This is a genomic window from Halocalculus aciditolerans (assembly GCF_014647475.1).
In the GTDB taxonomy this organism is placed as follows: domain Archaea; phylum Halobacteriota; class Halobacteria; order Halobacteriales; family Halobacteriaceae; genus Halocalculus; species Halocalculus aciditolerans.
Map to the genome: position 1 here is coordinate 17,101 of NZ_BMPG01000010.1, position 13,267 is coordinate 30,367.

The 13,267-nt window shown below is 64.1% G+C and carries 25 protein-coding genes; 9 read left to right on the forward strand and 16 right to left on the reverse strand.

Annotated features, from left to right (window positions below):
• Positions 1–301: 301 nt before the first annotated feature.
• The gene (locus IEY26_RS17190) at positions 302–496 is read left to right on the forward strand and encodes a hypothetical protein (RefSeq protein WP_188981059.1); all 195 of its coding nucleotides are present in this window, start codon (positions 302–304) and stop codon (positions 494–496) included.
• Between the two features lie 43 nt (positions 497–539).
• Here IEY26_RS17190 and IEY26_RS17195 read toward each other — a convergent pair whose 3' ends face one another.
• On the reverse strand, positions 540–1,214 hold the full coding sequence (locus tag IEY26_RS17195) for a site-specific integrase (protein ID WP_188981060.1): 675 nt from the start codon (positions 1,212–1,214) through the stop codon (positions 540–542).
• Positions 1,215–1,503: 289 nt separating this feature from the next.
• Here IEY26_RS17195 and IEY26_RS17200 point away from each other — a divergent pair, with 289 nt between their 5' ends.
• Positions 1,504–2,163 carry a hypothetical protein gene (locus IEY26_RS17200; protein ID WP_188981061.1) on the forward strand — a complete coding sequence of 220 codons (660 nt, stop codon included), beginning with the start codon at positions 1,504–1,506 and terminating at the stop codon, positions 2,161–2,163.
• A gap of 51 nt (positions 2,164–2,214) precedes the next feature.
• On the opposite strand, the gene IEY26_RS17205 is transcribed toward IEY26_RS17200, so the two are convergent.
• The 13 genes from IEY26_RS17205 to IEY26_RS17265 all read right to left on the reverse strand — a co-directional run bounded on the left by IEY26_RS17205 (position 2,215) and on the right by IEY26_RS17265 (position 8,770).
• Complete coding sequence (locus tag IEY26_RS17205) at positions 2,215–2,463, reverse strand: hypothetical protein (RefSeq protein WP_188981062.1); 249 nt, start codon at positions 2,461–2,463, stop codon at positions 2,215–2,217.
• Entirely contained in the window at positions 2,460–2,813 is a 354-nt protein-coding gene (locus tag IEY26_RS17210; RefSeq protein WP_188981063.1) for a hypothetical protein, read from the reverse strand. The genes IEY26_RS17205 and IEY26_RS17210 overlap by 4 nt, the downstream gene beginning before the upstream one ends.
• Before the next feature lies 1 nt (position 2,814).
• The gene (locus tag IEY26_RS17215) at positions 2,815–3,156 is read right to left on the reverse strand and encodes a hypothetical protein (protein WP_188981064.1); all 342 of its coding nucleotides are present in this window, start codon (positions 3,154–3,156) and stop codon (positions 2,815–2,817) included.
• Positions 3,157–3,211: 55 nt separating this feature from the next.
• Positions 3,212–3,532: a hypothetical protein gene (locus tag IEY26_RS17220; protein ID WP_188981065.1), complete on the reverse strand. Its 321-nt coding sequence runs from the start codon at positions 3,530–3,532 to the stop codon at positions 3,212–3,214.
• A 91-nt stretch (positions 3,533–3,623) separates the two neighbouring features.
• Positions 3,624–5,519, reverse strand: coding sequence for a transposase (locus tag IEY26_RS17225; RefSeq protein WP_229774205.1), 1,896 nt, complete (start codon positions 5,517–5,519; stop codon positions 3,624–3,626).
• Between the two features lie 45 nt (positions 5,520–5,564).
• Entirely contained in the window at positions 5,565–5,963 is a 399-nt protein-coding gene (locus IEY26_RS17230) for a hypothetical protein (RefSeq protein ID WP_188981066.1), read from the reverse strand.
• A complete protein-coding gene (locus IEY26_RS17235; protein ID WP_188981067.1) occupies positions 5,956–6,201 on the reverse strand; it encodes a hypothetical protein in 246 nt (81 codons plus the stop codon). The genes IEY26_RS17230 and IEY26_RS17235 overlap by 8 nt, the downstream gene beginning before the upstream one ends.
• The gene (locus IEY26_RS17240; RefSeq protein WP_188981068.1) at positions 6,198–6,365 is read right to left on the reverse strand and encodes a hypothetical protein; all 168 of its coding nucleotides are present in this window, start codon (positions 6,363–6,365) and stop codon (positions 6,198–6,200) included. The genes IEY26_RS17235 and IEY26_RS17240 overlap by 4 nt, the downstream gene beginning before the upstream one ends.
• Positions 6,362–6,865, reverse strand: a complete 504-nt coding sequence (locus IEY26_RS17245) for a hypothetical protein (protein ID WP_229774206.1) — start codon at positions 6,863–6,865, stop codon at positions 6,362–6,364. Before IEY26_RS17245 ends, IEY26_RS17240 begins: the two co-directional genes overlap by 4 nt.
• Positions 6,862–7,572, reverse strand: coding sequence for a hypothetical protein (locus tag IEY26_RS17250; protein WP_188981070.1), 711 nt, complete (start codon positions 7,570–7,572; stop codon positions 6,862–6,864). The genes IEY26_RS17245 and IEY26_RS17250 overlap by 4 nt, the downstream gene beginning before the upstream one ends.
• Before the next feature lie 2 nt (positions 7,573–7,574).
• Entirely contained in the window at positions 7,575–8,081 is a 507-nt protein-coding gene (locus IEY26_RS17255) for a DUF6884 domain-containing protein (protein WP_188981071.1), read from the reverse strand.
• A gap of 147 nt (positions 8,082–8,228) precedes the next feature.
• Positions 8,229–8,399, reverse strand: coding sequence for a hypothetical protein (locus IEY26_RS17260; protein WP_188981072.1), 171 nt, complete (start codon positions 8,397–8,399; stop codon positions 8,229–8,231).
• 2 nt (positions 8,400–8,401) lie between these two features.
• Positions 8,402–8,770 carry a hypothetical protein gene (locus IEY26_RS17265; RefSeq protein WP_188981073.1) on the reverse strand — a complete coding sequence of 123 codons (369 nt, stop codon included), beginning with the start codon at positions 8,768–8,770 and terminating at the stop codon, positions 8,402–8,404.
• A 102-nt stretch (positions 8,771–8,872) separates the two neighbouring features.
• Between IEY26_RS17265 and IEY26_RS17270 the strand changes: the two genes are divergently transcribed.
• Together IEY26_RS17270 and IEY26_RS17275 are read left to right on the forward strand one after the other, a co-directional pair.
• Complete coding sequence (locus IEY26_RS17270; RefSeq protein WP_229774207.1) at positions 8,873–9,115, forward strand: hypothetical protein; 243 nt, start codon at positions 8,873–8,875, stop codon at positions 9,113–9,115.
• A gap of 60 nt (positions 9,116–9,175) precedes the next feature.
• On the forward strand, positions 9,176–9,529 hold the full coding sequence (locus IEY26_RS17275) for a hypothetical protein (protein ID WP_188981074.1): 354 nt from the start codon (positions 9,176–9,178) through the stop codon (positions 9,527–9,529).
• A 12-nt stretch (positions 9,530–9,541) separates the two neighbouring features.
• Here the strand turns inward: IEY26_RS17275 and IEY26_RS17280 are convergent, their stop codons facing one another.
• Complete coding sequence (locus IEY26_RS17280) at positions 9,542–9,784, reverse strand: hypothetical protein (protein WP_188981075.1); 243 nt, start codon at positions 9,782–9,784, stop codon at positions 9,542–9,544.
• Positions 9,771–10,079, reverse strand: a complete 309-nt coding sequence (locus tag IEY26_RS17285) for a helix-turn-helix domain-containing protein (RefSeq protein WP_188981076.1) — start codon at positions 10,077–10,079, stop codon at positions 9,771–9,773. The genes IEY26_RS17280 and IEY26_RS17285 overlap by 14 nt, the downstream gene beginning before the upstream one ends.
• Before the next feature lie 395 nt (positions 10,080–10,474).
• On the opposite strand from IEY26_RS17285, the gene IEY26_RS17290 reads away from it, so the two are divergent.
• From IEY26_RS17290 to IEY26_RS17310, 5 genes are read left to right on the forward strand one after another with little or no spacing between them, the layout of a single operon-like run.
• Positions 10,475–10,807, forward strand: coding sequence for a hypothetical protein (locus tag IEY26_RS17290; protein WP_188981077.1), 333 nt, complete (start codon positions 10,475–10,477; stop codon positions 10,805–10,807).
• Positions 10,807–11,508 carry a hypothetical protein gene (locus IEY26_RS17295; protein WP_188981078.1) on the forward strand — a complete coding sequence of 234 codons (702 nt, stop codon included), beginning with the start codon at positions 10,807–10,809 and terminating at the stop codon, positions 11,506–11,508. The genes IEY26_RS17290 and IEY26_RS17295 overlap by 1 nt, the downstream gene beginning before the upstream one ends.
• Positions 11,505–12,206: a hypothetical protein gene (locus IEY26_RS17300; RefSeq protein WP_188981079.1), complete on the forward strand. Its 702-nt coding sequence runs from the start codon at positions 11,505–11,507 to the stop codon at positions 12,204–12,206. Before IEY26_RS17295 ends, IEY26_RS17300 begins: the two co-directional genes overlap by 4 nt.
• A complete protein-coding gene (locus IEY26_RS17305) occupies positions 12,203–12,913 on the forward strand; it encodes a hypothetical protein (RefSeq protein ID WP_188981080.1) in 711 nt (236 codons plus the stop codon). Before IEY26_RS17300 ends, IEY26_RS17305 begins: the two co-directional genes overlap by 4 nt.
• 2 nt (positions 12,914–12,915) lie before the next feature.
• On the forward strand, positions 12,916–13,266 hold the full coding sequence (locus IEY26_RS17310) for a hypothetical protein (protein ID WP_188981081.1): 351 nt from the start codon (positions 12,916–12,918) through the stop codon (positions 13,264–13,266).
• Position 13,267 lies beyond the last annotated feature (1 nt).

Consider the following 13,267-nt stretch of genomic DNA (forward strand, 5'->3'; position numbering starts at 1 on the left):
CGAGCCGCTGACTCGCTTCTTGGGCCGTCGAGAGGCCGTCGTGCCCGCTCGAAGCGGGATTCTGTTTCTTCGTCATCGCGATGTTCGCGCCGCGCAAAATCGAGCGAAAAGGACACTGGGGGTACAGCCGTGCATGGGCTCAGTGCCGTCCGCCCGGTAGGCGGCGACGGCCATAACTCTATTATGCACCCACCTAAACTATCCACAAGTATACAGGTACTCTAGAGTACCTGTATACGCGCTCGCGAAGGAATCGGTATTCCCGCGCCATTTATATGCCACCATCTCGGTAGTGATGTCAATGCCCGAGGAGACTCACTCCGGAAACACGACTGCGCAGGGACACCACCAGAACGACAGCGTGTCGGCCACTATCCCCCAGGATGTCGCTAAAGCCCACGGAATCGAGGACGGAGACCTCATTCACTTCGAGACGGCAGACAGCGACGAGACCGTTCGATTCTGGAACCTGAGCGAAAACCGCGACGACGAATAGCGCCCGACACCAACCTTCTTCTCGGCCCTCCCCCCATCGGACCCTACTTCAACAGTGACGACGCCGACTCGGACGCCCCGAGCCCGAGGACGTCGGACGCCTCGACCGCGACGAAGTCGGGTTCCGGTCCGAGATACTCCTCGCGGAACGTCTCGCGTCCTTTCTCGTTCATCACCCAGCCGCCCCACCCCATCACGAGCGTCTCCGCGATAGGGACGTTCGCCATCGCGAGTTTATAGTACGTGTCCGTCGCCCACGTCCTCCGGAGGTCGTGCATCCCGACCTCGCGCCACTCCTCGGCGTCGTCGTCGCGACCGTCGTCTTCGAGCGAGTCCGCGATCTGGTTTCTCGCCCCCTCCATCCACGACCGGAGCGTCCGGGTCGCCCGTCCGACGAGCGGCTCGTCCTTCCGGAGGCCGGCGGAGTTCGCGAGGCGCTCGGCGAGGTCGCGGACCTCCTGCGGGACCGGCACTTCTCGGTCACCGGTCTTTCCCTCCTCGATGGCGACTTTCCACACCGACCCGTCCGCAGATGTCGCGCGCCGAAAATTCCTCCGCTCGACCGCTTCGATTTCGGCTGTCCGGAGGCCGCACAGTCCGAGCGACATCGCGAGTTCTCTCCTGGTGTCGTTCTCGACTGTCGCGAGGAGCGCCTCCTGCTCGTTCGTCGATAGCCAGCACTTCATCCCGTCTTTCGTTGAGTAGGGTCGTGTTTGCATTACCGGATTCATTCACATATGCACCTTCCCGGCACTTGATGGTGCCGGGGAACGGGATTTGGGCGTCGATTCGTCGTCGAGGACGACGAGGTCGCGCCCGATCCGGCCGAGAATAGTCGAAAGTCGGCATCCACACCACGCCCGCGTAGCACTACGCGTGAGCGGTCGACGACGTTTTGTTGGTGATTCGAGACAACCGTAACCTACCCGACACAAACAGCCGAAGGATATAGCGATATGCGATATACCCGTCGGAACGCCGAAGGCGTCACTCCCCAAACTGCTCCCCATGACCGCCGACGCCGACGACGTCCTCGACGCGCTCCGCGAGCTCACCAACGACGCCGACCCCGTCCACGACGCCCCCGAGGTCGCCGACGTCGTCGACGGAACGCGCCGAACCGTCCTCGGTCGCCTCGACGTCCTGGAGGCGCGCGGCGACGTCGCCTCGAAGCCCGTCGGCCGCGGTCGCGTCTGGTGGCCCGTTCCGCTGGCGGAGTTTCTGGCGGAACCGTCAGCGGCTCCGTCGGCGGTTCCGCCAGCGGAAAATCGGGGTGGTGAGGAGAGTCCGCCAGCGGAACCGTCGGCCGAACCTCCGGAGGAACCGTCAGCGGGTCCCGGCGGCGACGGTCTACGCGAGCGAGCGAAGGACGCCCTCGACGACGTCGACGTCCCTGCCCGAGGTCGCGACCAAGAGCGAGCGCGAAAAAATGCCGTCCTCTGGGCGTGGGACTTCCTCCGCGAGAACGCACCCACCGGAACCAGAGACATCGCGAACGCCGTCTTCTACGAGTTCGAGGACGACCCCGACTTCGGCTACTCCGCCGCCTCCTCCCGCTACGACGGCTACTCCGCGTGGGACTCCTGCATCCGCGACGCTCTCGCCCAGCTCCCCGGCGTCCACTCACCCGGACAAGGAGGAACCGTCTGGAAATTCGACCCCGAATGACTGAACGCGCACGCCTTACGCGCGAGCGTTCACCAAAACCGAAGAAGAAGCCTATTTGCGGTCGTCAGAGAGGATTGCGAGCGTTACCTCCCGGTTCGCGAACTCACTCCCCAGCGACAGCCGTCCGTCCGTCGGGACCGTCTCCGTGTCCGGGCCGCCGAGTCGTTCGAGCGTGTCCGGGTCGACGACCGCGAACGTCACGGTCGCGCCGCCGAACTCAAGGCCCAGTGGGAAACGCCCGCGTTCGTCCGTCTCTTCCGTCTTCGTAGAGGACGCCGACGATAGAAACCCTGCGCTCATCGGTTCATCACGGGCTTTAGCCCGTAGACGGAGTGGTGGATGGGAGTGTCTTCGAGTTCGACGGCTTCGACGTCGTCGACGAACACGAGCTGGAGGATCGTCCCCGACTCCTCGTACAGGTCGCCGTAGGCGTGGAGAACCCGACTCTCGGCTTTCGGCTGGAACGAGAGGTAGAGGTCGTCGTTCTCCGCGTCGTAGTACGCGTACGAGTCGCTCGTGTTGGCGGTGTGGATGCGAACGGCTTTGCCGTCGACGAACGCGTCGTGGATCTTCGCGAATCGCTCCTGGAAGACTTCCGCGCGGTCGTCATTCTTCGATTCTTCAACGAGTTGGGCGAGTATGTCAGTCATCTTAGTTACCCTCCTCAAGCTCCGAAACGCGCATCCGCGGACTCGTCGCGCCCGGCTGGTAGTCGGTCTCGGTCTCGACGAGGTACTTGCCGTCGACGTCGAACCGCTGGGTCGTGCTCGACCCCTCGGAGTTAGTCCCGAGGTGGCGGCCGTCTCCGTTGTCCTCGCGGCCCGGCCGGTCGTCGCGCGGACCAGCGACGAAGGTTGCGTTGTCGACCGTGTAGCGCTTCAGCGGCAGTTTCTCGTTGAGAATCTCAACCTCCGCGGCGTGCCAGCCGGTGCCGGCGAGGTCCGCGAGGTCGTCGAACGATGCTTCGGTCGCTTCGGTGGTCTTCGTCACCATCGTATTACCCACAAACACCCATACCCACTTAAACTTTACCCAAATCCGCCCAATTTTACCCAGTTTTGCCCGGTTGCGCCCAGCGAGCCTCGAACCTCGAACCGCCGTAGACGTCGTACGCCGGCACCACCGACGCGTCCGAGGACACCAGACACGGGTAGTAGAGCGGCTTTGACTCCCCAGCCGCGAACTCCTCCATCGCCCAGAGATTGCCCTTGATGTCGAGGTTCGCGACGTGAACCTCCTCCGCGCACGACTCGCACGACCGATGCGGCAGCCTGTACGTCGGCTTCGTCGCGACGCCGTCGACGAGCGCGCCCCACGAGTTGTTCTGATAAATTTGCGTGTCCTCCGACGTCAGGTTCTTTACCAGCACGCGCGAAGTCCCGGGGCTGTTGCACACGCTAATTTTGTGAAAGAAGGTCGTGCTGTGAGTCGGTGAAGCGGACTGTCAGCAGGCCGGCGAACTATTCTCTGAAGTTGATATAATCGCGGTGGAACTCGTCCCGGTACCGCTGCTGCCCGAGCGTCATGAACCGGCTGGCGCGGATCGGCGGTCGCTTCCGAGCGTTGTCGTCCAGGTGCTGCCGTCGCGCCTTCACGTTCGCCGCCACCCACCCGTTGTAGGCAGCCATCCCGAACAGGTAGAGGTACGTCCGCAGCCCCAGCTCGGTCGAGCGCGTGCTCGGCAAGAAGTTCTGCTTGTAGTCCGAGAACGCCGACTCGATAGCCCACCGGTAGTGGTAGTACTCCCGCAGCGCCCGCGCCTCAGTCTCTCCCACGTCCAGATTCGTGATGAACGTGAACCACCGCATCCGGTTGTCGGCTTCGAAGACGTCCTCGGCGTCCTCGCGTTCGACGTACGCCTCCAGCGTCTTCTGGTCCTGACGATCCGTCACGAACTCCGCGCCCGGATCAAAGTACTCCGACAGCGTCTGCTGGGCGTCGTCCGGCGCGTGGCCGACCTTCGACTGATACTCCCCGAAGAGCGTGACCTCGGCGCGCTTCGGCGCGGTCTTCTGCTGGTTGATGACGTACCCCGGTTCCACGCCGAACGTCTGCTCCTCGTCCTCCCACTCTTCGGTGTACGACTGGACGAAGTGGGTCGGGTAGGCGATTACGAAGTCCACGCCGCGCCCCTTCATCTCGTTCACGAGGCGGCCGGACGCGAAGTCGGCGTCTGCGAAGACGACGCCCGGGTTCACGCCGTGGGCCTCAACCTTGTCCAGGAGGTCGTTCATCTGCTCGTGGACCGGCCGGTTCTCCAGCTGGAGATCGTGGGCGACCTGGAACGGCAGCCCGTCCGATACCGTCTCCGCGGAGAGAATCTGGTACGCGTAGTGCGTGTTCTTCAGCTTCTCGGTCCCGACGACGCCGTCCAGGTTGCTGGTTTCGGAGGACCATGTCGGGATGTTGGTGGCGTCCACGGCGATGGGGAGGTAGCGTTCGCGGAGGTCCTCAGGGTAGACGGCATCGAGGAGGCGCTTCGTCCACGAATCGAGGGTCTCCTGCCAGTCCGCCGCGTTCACGCGGTAGATGTCGTTTCGGTAGGTCTCGGCGGTTGCCCAGACGTCGTCGTAAGTCTGCAGGCCGCGGTTGTCGGCCCAGTTCTCCAGCTCCGATTCGGGCGCGTTCCCGCTGTGGCAGAGATGGAGGCTGAAGTCGAAGTGCAGTCCATAGTCCGTCCACGTGGAGATCTCCTCGTTCTTCTCGATGGGCATGTCGTCGCGGAGGAGGTCGAGCGCGCCCTGGGCGTAGCCGCGCTTCAGTTCGACCGGGATGGCGGTGACACCGCCGTTGTTGCTCAGTCTGTCCTCGTCCACGTCGGGGATGTAGAAGCCGCGGCGCGTGGCGATCTGCGTCAGCGTCCGACCCCAGCGCGCGATGAACTCGTTCGTGTGCCGGTCGAAGCGTTCCTCTTCGGCCTTCCGGAGCGTGTTCGGGTGTGGGATGCTGTCCAAGCCGAAAAACTCGTGGACGCGGAAGCCATCCGCTAGCTGGCGTCGCAGGTGGCCCTGCAGGTGGACGGGGCTGTCGATACCGAGAATCTCGCGGTACACCTCCAGGGAGACGACGGCGGTGAACGGCAGCGAGTCGATGCGGCCGTACTGATCGTCCAGTGGCCGCATCTTCCGCTGGAGGACGGCGACTAATGAGGCGACGTGATCGAGGTCTGGGAAGCCCTGCTCGAAGTACTCGATGAGGTTGTCGGGGTCAAGCGAACCGTACCGCTGTTCAGCGTGGCGGAGGGCAAGAAGCCGGTGCGTGTACGGCGGTTCCATCCCCGGTGAGAGGTAGTCGTCTACGAGCCCGTCCAGGCCGGCTTCGAGGTCGAGGTCGGCGTCGGGGAAGGGCTCGGACACGGTTCTTTCGGACCCAGGCGTACGGAGTAGAAAAACCCAGCGGCGTCACTCGATTCCCGGCGACGGGTCTATACCAGCGAAATCTGGCGGATTCCGGTACCGCGCATCCTCCTCTTCGCCGTCACAGCCCTGGATGCCGGGCGTTCCGAGGACATCAAGGCGGCCCACGGGACACCAGCGCTTGTCGATCTCCTCGTTCTCGTCCACCGCTTCGGCGATGAGCTCCCGCCAGTCGCGGTCGCCGACACTCGCTTCGAGATCGGCGACGCGGTTGTCCGGTACCGGCTCCAGTACGTCGTCGTCCATCTGGTCGAGCACCCCGAAGCGCGCCAGCATGTTCCCGTCGCCGTCTGGTTCGACGCGAGTGACCAGCACCCACGGCTCCCACGACAGCCCGTTCAGCGCGCGGATTTCTCCAGGCTCAGGAAGTTCGTTCTCAGACATAGCTTGGCCAGTCCTCTTCCTCGCGTTCGTCTTCGTAGATCGGTTCTTCCTCCAGTATCTCTGAGTGGACGATGTCCTTGTCGTCGTAGTCGCCGAAGCGGTCGAACGCGAAGAGTTCGAGGTCGGCCTGCTCGCCGGGGTCGCCGTCCACCGGCATCTCTACCTCCACGGTGTACTCCATCACCATGGCGACGCGGACGGTCGCCTTCTTCCCGATCTGCATCGGTCCGAGAGTCATACTGGTTCCTCCCAGGCGTCGATGGTTCGCATCGCGCACCCGAGGTGCAGGATGTACGAGCGCTTGTCGTTGCGGTCGTCCATCCAGATCGTCTCGGCCTCGATCTCCACGTGGTCTGTGTCAGGTTCAACACCACGTCCACAGACTGCGCAAGGGTGGCTCATTCGACGACCACCACCTCAACGTCCACTTCGTCGGCAAGTTCCTCCTTCAATTGCTCAATTCGATCACTCTTGCAGAAGGAACAAGGAGTACCTTCTTCGAGGCGTTCGTTCAGCTTCTGCCGGAGCTCGGCTTGGTTCGGGTTCTGGGTCGATCCCGTCCACGCGCCGTCTCGATTTTCGTGGTAGCAGGAGCTACAGAGGCAGTAAACCTCCGCGGCGTCGATCCAGAGCAGCGAGGTCGCTTCAGGAAGCTCGTCTTCGTCCAAGCGCTGTCGGGCGACCTCGCGGAGCGCCTCTGACCGTTCGATTTCCTTCGTCCACTCTACGAAGTCTTCGATAGCGTCGTCGTCAAGGTTTGACTCGTCGCGTGTCTTCCCGTTCAGACACTCCTGTATCGGTACCTCACGAGTGATTGTTTTCGTACTCATCGTATCACGGCGGTTGGTCGCCACCCGACACCCTGCGCGGGGATCGAACCCGCGTACGCCGTCCAGGGTCACGCCGACCACGCTCCGAGGTCGCTCTGCCCAGCTGCGGGCTCCTCCCGCGTCTGGCCAGTCTCTTCAGCGACCCACTCTCGCGCCAGCTTCAGCGCGACAGGCAGGCCGCACTCTTCAGGTAGATCCAGCACTTCGTGTTTCTCATCATCGTGAGCACGAAGCCACGGCGCGAGGGCGACCGTCGCGTTCCCGCTGCCACGCCATGCCTCCACGTACAGATACTTCCGCGTCTCCAGCGACGGATCCGTGTCCGGCGGACGTCCGCTCAGGTTCACGTCCTTCTCCTCACCTTCTTGCCGGTAGCAGACGATGTGCTGGCGTTGTTCGAGGTAGTACTGGTCGAGCACGAACCCGACCGGCGGGTCGAACACGGCGTCGTAGACAGCCGGGTGGTCCCACTCGCTCGGGTGGTGCCGTTCCATCCACTCGGCCGCCTGCTCGATCCCCCACGCGACCGCCTCGGCCTCCGTCTCGTCGGCCTCGAACTCGCGGTCGAACGGCTCGATCTTGTTGCAGAACCCGCAGACGCGGTCGTCGAAGACAGCGACCCGGACCCGATCGCCGACGCTGGAGAAGACGCCGACCGACCGCGGGTCGTCCGCACCGGTCCAGACGTGTCCGTTGCGGTTCGACTCTGGGTCGTGGATCCAGCCGTTCACCTCGCTCGGAAGCTCGTAGCCATCGGGAAGGTGTGGTTTCCGGACCATACTTAGAACGCGTCCAGCGTCGTAGGACCGTCGTCATTCTCGGCTTCCGGTTCCTTGTCTGCCGTCTCGATCTGGTCCTTCAGCCAGCCCATCTGCTCGCCGATGCCGCTGGTGTCGGCGAACGGGCGTTCGATCTCGTTCGGCAGGTACTCCAACGCCTCGGACAGCGGGTCGAGGTAGTCCTGCCCGGCGAGCATCACGAGCGTGTAGTCGGGGTGGTACTCACCGATCTTCCGAAGCTCGGCGCTCACGTCTCCGACCCACTCCTCGCGCTGCTTAGCATCGAGGTCCGTGACCGTCAGGTCGTAGTCGTCCTCCACGTAGAACCCCGGACTCACGAGGCCGTGTTTCGCAGAAAGGATCCGGTACTTGTCGCAGCACTCCTTCGCGTACTCGCGTTTGAGTTCGAAGTAGTTCGAGGTGTACAGCCGCGAGATCGCCACCGGACCCTTGTCGCCGGACAGGTCCAGCTTCTGACTCCCGCAGCCGACGATTGCCCATCTAGTCATACAGACCTCGCCGCGGAATCGAACCGCGGTACGCCGACCGAGGCGAACGGGGACCGAGGGAGTGGGGAACACTCTCTCCTGGGTTGGGGCCCACCACAGCCCCAGGCCCTGCCAGGGAACCGAACCCTGGAAACGTGCCAACCAGGGTTAGACCGACTCCATCCAGCCGTAGCCGCAGTCCTCGCACCACGGCGAAGTGGAACTGAGTTCGCTCAGGTCGTAGGTGTCTGACCGCCAGACGTTCTCTGACCCGCACTCCGGGCATTCGCTGTCGTACCGTTCTTGGCCGCCAGACGATTTGTCGATGAGTTCTGCCATCGTCACTCGCCTCCGATCTCCGTGAGCTCCTCGATGCGGTCCGCGATGCGACCGAACGTCTGGAACTGCGCGTTGTACTTCCGGACCATGTGCGGGCTCGTGTCCTCGCTGTCGATGGACTTGAGCCGGTAGGAGGCTTCGCGGTCGCGGCAGACCTCGTGCGTCCACTCCAGGTCGCCGTAGTTCTGGACGTTGCCGAGCGCCATCTGGTAGGCGTCGCGCTCGCCCTTCCGAGCGGCACGCTCCAGCGGGCTTGCGTTTTCGACAGCGCGGCACGCGGCTTCGAGTGCCTGCGTGAGCGTCTCCGATAGTTCTTCAGCCGGGGTGTCGGCGTTCGGTTCGACCGTCGCGGACTGAGCTTTCGCGCTCATACATCTACAACATGTACGCAACACCATAAAGGTTAGCACTATACCCGCAACGTTGCTTGCTTGGACGCAACCATTATGCGGCTGGGGTTCGCAAGATACTGTATGGCCGAAGCTGAACAACTGCGCATGACGGATAGGCGCGCGCTTCTCACTGAGCGCGAGCGCGACATCGTCAGCGGCGAAGCTGACGACATCACCGACGAGTACCGCTACCAGACCGTTTCCCGCATTCGCTCACGACTCCAGCGTCTGGAAGACGACATCGAGGCCCTGGACGCTCACGGCGACCTCGGTAACGAGCTGCGCGACATCGTCTGCGACCAGTCTCAAGATTCTGAGGAATAACGATGCAAACCGCGACCGAACAGCGCTCAGACCCCCGCGTTCATTTCACAGAATTAGCGTGTGCAAGAGTCCCCGGACTTCTCGCGTGCTGTTACCGTCATCGACATAATCGCCAGCCGCTCGCTCTCCGGGAGCGTCACGCCCTCATGCGCCGGTTCCGGCGCGGAGAACTCTCGACGATACCGAACCTCGTCCATCCGGACGCCCCACCGCCGGCCCGAAAACCACTCGCCCATCGCGAGCCGCGAGATTTCTGACGACTCTGTCGTTCGAGTCGTCGGCTCGCCCGAGCTCGCCGTCGAGGTCGTCGTCGATCCGGACGTCGACCGGCTCGTCGAGGTGCACCCCGCCACACTCGCCAGCGCCGCCGCGCTTAGAACCGCTCGTCTCTTCATGTCCGTGACACCGCGTTGAGAGCTGAAAACCCTACTCCTCGACGACGTCGGCGTAGAGGTCGCGCACCTCTCCCGTCTCCCACGACGTCGAGAACTCTAAGTCGAGAGCGACGTCGCCCGACGCCTGCTCCCGGAGACCGCCGTACTCCCAGCACATGACGCCCGTGCCCGCGCCCATAACCATCCAGCCGTCCCGCGCGAGCAAATCGTAATCCGATTCGAGCAATTCGTGAGCGAGCAGTACCGCGCCTACTGGCGGCTTACTCGTCCCCATACGGACCCCGACCGAGGTCGCGTTGACGTTCTTCAACTCGCTCCTCCAACTCCTCCGGCGGCATCTGCTCATCGAGCACCTCGACGCCGAAGTCGGTTATTCTGTAGTAGCCGTCGTCCTCCCGGTCGAGCAGCGTCTTATCGTAGAGAATCCGGCATCGTCGACCGACGTGTTGGCGCGTGTATCCGACGCTTTGAGCGATATTTCCGGGTTGGAGCGTTAACCGTCTATCCGCCGCGAGGAGGCCGAGGATGGCCCTATCGGCCGGGACGAGCCACTCAACGCGGCGGTACATATCCCACTGTCTCCGGGTCACACGGATAAACCTCTACGATTGCTGGTATTAAGTTCCCGTGTGATTGGTCCGATGTTGCCGTTCAGGTGGCTAAAGCTTAAGACCCCTGACTATGTAGAACGAGTTAGCATCAGAAGCAACCGCCGTCCGGGGGTCGCCGGTGTTGGAGCACCTCACCCCGGACTCTTGCCCGTGGTTGTTCTTCTGGCTCTCCCGGCATAAGGATTCCGGGGATTCCGGGCCGCTCCCAACGGCTTAACGGCACTGTCGCTTTGCGACGGTAAAACGGAACGTCGGAGGCGTGTCCCACCACGCCCCGACGAGAGCCCAGACGCGCGCCACGGGCAAGACGAGCGTTCAGGGCTGGTGCTTACTGGTGCCATGCACGGCTGACCATGAAACGCACCACTCGACACGACACGACCCAGACGCATAGGTCTTCCCGACTAACCGCCGCGCTCAACGCTGTCGACGACGCACGCGACCGCGCCGCCGACCACTCTAACCGCCCATCCTGCCGCGACGGACTCACCAACACGCTCTCACAGGCCCGGAGCGACATCGTCGTCGCGACGATGGCCGACGAGGAGGTCCGCGCCCAGCGCCTCAACAACGCCTTCTCTCGCCTTCGAGCCGCCAGCGAGAACAACGACGTCCCCTTCGACGTCGTCCACCGACTCCGCGAAGCGCGCCAGCTCCTCCTCGCCGAACCCGAGGTGAACGCGTGATGTCGTGCCGTGTCTGCGGCCGACTCACCGACCGCCGAACCTGCTCCGACTGCGAACGCGCGAAGCGCTCCGAAGAGCGCGCCCAGGAGGACGTCGACCTCCCCGAGTGTCCCGAGTGCGGCGGCCCCGCCTTCTCCGCCGAAGTCGTCTGTGCCGACTGCCGCCGCGACGACCTCGACGCCGAGCAGGAAGCGCGCGCCGACGGTGGACGAGACCTCGGCCGAATCGACCTCGCCACCGCCCTCCGCGTCGTCGACGACATCGAGGAGCTCGTCGCCGCCGAGGACAAACTCGGCGCGTCCCGTGACGACGTCGTCGAAGGAACCTGCCGGCGCATCCGTCGCCGCCTCCGGGACGCCAGCGAGCACGATCCCGACGACGACACCCGCGACTCCGACGTCGCCACCAACCACCTCCCGACGCCGCCCGAGTTCGAGTACCAGCCCGGCCAGTGCTTCAAGCCCGCCGCGGCCGACGATGACGACCTCGACGCCGACGACTACTACGTCGTCACCGCCCGCGTCTGGAACTACGACGCCACCACCGACGACTCGCTCACCCAGCTACGCGCCTTCAAACAGTACACGTTCGGCAAAGTCTCCGGTGTCGGCACGAACGAGTCTCTCACCACCGAGGACGAACTCCTCGACCACTGGCAGCCGGTTCCCATCGAGGAGGTCAAGGAGGTGTTAGACCTGTGAGCGACGTCGAACGCGAGGGAGAGCTTGAACGGTTCGCGGTTGACGCGGCTCTCTTGGCGGCGTGGCGCACGCAGTTATGGGTTCCACGCGAGACGGAGTTCGGGTTCGTCGACTACTTCGAGGCTGCGGCGACACGGAATCTCGAACTCGTCGACGGCTTCGAGGAGCTCGCGGCGGACGCGACGGAGAACGGTATCCTGCCGCCGAGTGAGGGGGGACAGGCGACGTTGATGACCGACGGCGGCCGCGACGTTCAGTCGACGAGCGGTATCGAACAAGCTCGCCTCGACGTTGGAGACACGACGCCACCAGCGACGATAGAGGCGCGTCGCGCGCCGTCAGTCGGCAAAGTCGTGTCGATGGTCAAGTGCGCGCATCGCTACGACTGGGGAGACCTCTACCCGTCCAACATGGTTGACGAGCAACAGAGTCCAGAGCAGGTTGCTCGGGAATGGGCGGTCGAGTCGGCCGAGGTGGTCGCGTGCGACATCGTCGGCGTGACGCACTCGACGCGGGAGGACTCCGAGATGCCACCCGCGAACGCTCCCGAGTGGGACAAGCATCAGTGGCTCATGTCGCGGAAGCCGGAGCCGGACACCGAGCAGGCGACGCTCGTCACTGATGGCGGCCGCGACGTCGACGACATCCGCGCCGGGTTCCTCGACGACTTCTTCGGCCAAGAGGAGGGCGACGCGTGAAACGCGGAACCCTCGGCATCCCCATCGACGGCACCCGCCTCGACGAAGTCGAGAGCCAGATTCACACCTCTCGCGAAGCCGGCCACGACGTCCGCATCGGCGTCGACGTCAGCGAACAACACGACCTTCGCGGCGACGCGATCTGCTTCGAGGGTCGCGTCCTTCGCGAGCGCGTTGAAGAAGTTGAGAGCGCCGTCGTCACGGAGTCCGGCGGCATCCGAATCGGCGCTAAAGTCGAGAAAACCCAGCAGTGGGCCGACGTTTCCGGCGCGGAAGCCACCGACCGACACGACGGTTTCGTCCTCGTCGATTCGAGCGATGGACAGTTTGCTCTCGACATCGTCGGCCGCCCCGTCATGGAGCCCGCCCGACTCCGACTCGGGGAGTTCCTCGGCGCTCACGACGTCTACTCCGTCACCACGGCCGGCATGAACACTCTCGGCCCCGTCGACACCGTCACGTCCCACGGCAGCGACGTCCGCCAGGACACCGAAGTCGGCATCGGCGAACTCTACGAGAGCAACCTCCGGGCCGAAGCCCTCTCACAGGCCCGCTTTACCCTTCAGTCTGAGCGGTTCGGTCCCGTCCGCGGCTACGCCGCCTCCAGCGGCTACATCGAGGTCTACGGCGATATGGAGACGGCCGAGTTCGTCCGCTTCATCGAGGACGACGTCATCCCCCACGCCGGAACCGAGGAGGACCTCTAACGATGACGACTCGCGAGAACTACGGCGACCTCGTCGCCCCGCGCGAACTCGTCCGCCTCGCCGACGTCGACGACGTCCTCGGCGAACTCGACTGCACTCTCTGTCGGAAGCCGGCCACCGCCGGCACGCCCCAGATACCCGCGGACGCCTTCGAGGCCGACCCCGACGTCGACGTCGACGAACTCCCCGACTCTGTCCCCGTCCACGGAGCACGCTGCTCCTGCCGACGCGACGCTGACGTCCTCCTCCTCACTCCCGCCGACGACTACCTCCCACCCAACTACACGCCCGTCACCGCGTTCGTCGACGGCGAAAAAATCGACCTCGCAGTCCCCGACCCTATCCTCGAATGAG

Excerpts from the sequence above, each read along its gene's own strand:
- IEY26_RS17190 (WP_188981059.1), top strand. The coding sequence starts at position 302 with ATGCCCGAGGAGACTCACTCCGGAAACACGACTGCGCAGGGACACCAC.
- IEY26_RS17195 (WP_188981060.1), bottom strand. The coding sequence starts at position 1,214 with ATGCAAACACGACCCTACTCAACGAAAGACGGGATGAAGTGCTGGCTA.
- IEY26_RS17200 (WP_188981061.1), top strand. The coding sequence starts at position 1,504 with ATGACCGCCGACGCCGACGACGTCCTCGACGCGCTCCGCGAGCTCACC.
- IEY26_RS17205 (WP_188981062.1), bottom strand. The coding sequence starts at position 2,463 with ATGAGCGCAGGGTTTCTATCGTCGGCGTCCTCTACGAAGACGGAAGAG.
- IEY26_RS17210 (WP_188981063.1), bottom strand. The coding sequence starts at position 2,813 with ATGACTGACATACTCGCCCAACTCGTTGAAGAATCGAAGAATGACGAC.
- IEY26_RS17215 (WP_188981064.1), bottom strand. The coding sequence starts at position 3,156 with ATGGTGACGAAGACCACCGAAGCGACCGAAGCATCGTTCGACGACCTC.
- IEY26_RS17230 (WP_188981066.1), bottom strand. The coding sequence starts at position 5,963 with ATGTCTGAGAACGAACTTCCTGAGCCTGGAGAAATCCGCGCGCTGAAC.
- IEY26_RS17235 (WP_188981067.1), bottom strand. The coding sequence starts at position 6,201 with ATGACTCTCGGACCGATGCAGATCGGGAAGAAGGCGACCGTCCGCGTC.
- IEY26_RS17240 (WP_188981068.1), bottom strand. The coding sequence starts at position 6,365 with ATGAGCCACCCTTGCGCAGTCTGTGGACGTGGTGTTGAACCTGACACA.
- IEY26_RS17250 (WP_188981070.1), bottom strand. The coding sequence starts at position 7,572 with ATGGTCCGGAAACCACACCTTCCCGATGGCTACGAGCTTCCGAGCGAG.
- IEY26_RS17255 (WP_188981071.1), bottom strand. The coding sequence starts at position 8,081 with ATGACTAGATGGGCAATCGTCGGCTGCGGGAGTCAGAAGCTGGACCTG.
- IEY26_RS17260 (WP_188981072.1), bottom strand. The coding sequence starts at position 8,399 with ATGGCAGAACTCATCGACAAATCGTCTGGCGGCCAAGAACGGTACGAC.
- IEY26_RS17265 (WP_188981073.1), bottom strand. The coding sequence starts at position 8,770 with ATGAGCGCGAAAGCTCAGTCCGCGACGGTCGAACCGAACGCCGACACC.
- IEY26_RS17270 (WP_229774207.1), top strand. The coding sequence starts at position 8,873 with ATGGCCGAAGCTGAACAACTGCGCATGACGGATAGGCGCGCGCTTCTC.
- IEY26_RS17280 (WP_188981075.1), bottom strand. The coding sequence starts at position 9,784 with ATGGGGACGAGTAAGCCGCCAGTAGGCGCGGTACTGCTCGCTCACGAA.
- IEY26_RS17285 (WP_188981076.1), bottom strand. The coding sequence starts at position 10,079 with ATGTACCGCCGCGTTGAGTGGCTCGTCCCGGCCGATAGGGCCATCCTC.
- IEY26_RS17290 (WP_188981077.1), top strand. The coding sequence starts at position 10,475 with ATGAAACGCACCACTCGACACGACACGACCCAGACGCATAGGTCTTCC.
- IEY26_RS17295 (WP_188981078.1), top strand. The coding sequence starts at position 10,807 with ATGTCGTGCCGTGTCTGCGGCCGACTCACCGACCGCCGAACCTGCTCC.
- IEY26_RS17310 (WP_188981081.1), top strand. The coding sequence starts at position 12,916 with ATGACGACTCGCGAGAACTACGGCGACCTCGTCGCCCCGCGCGAACTC.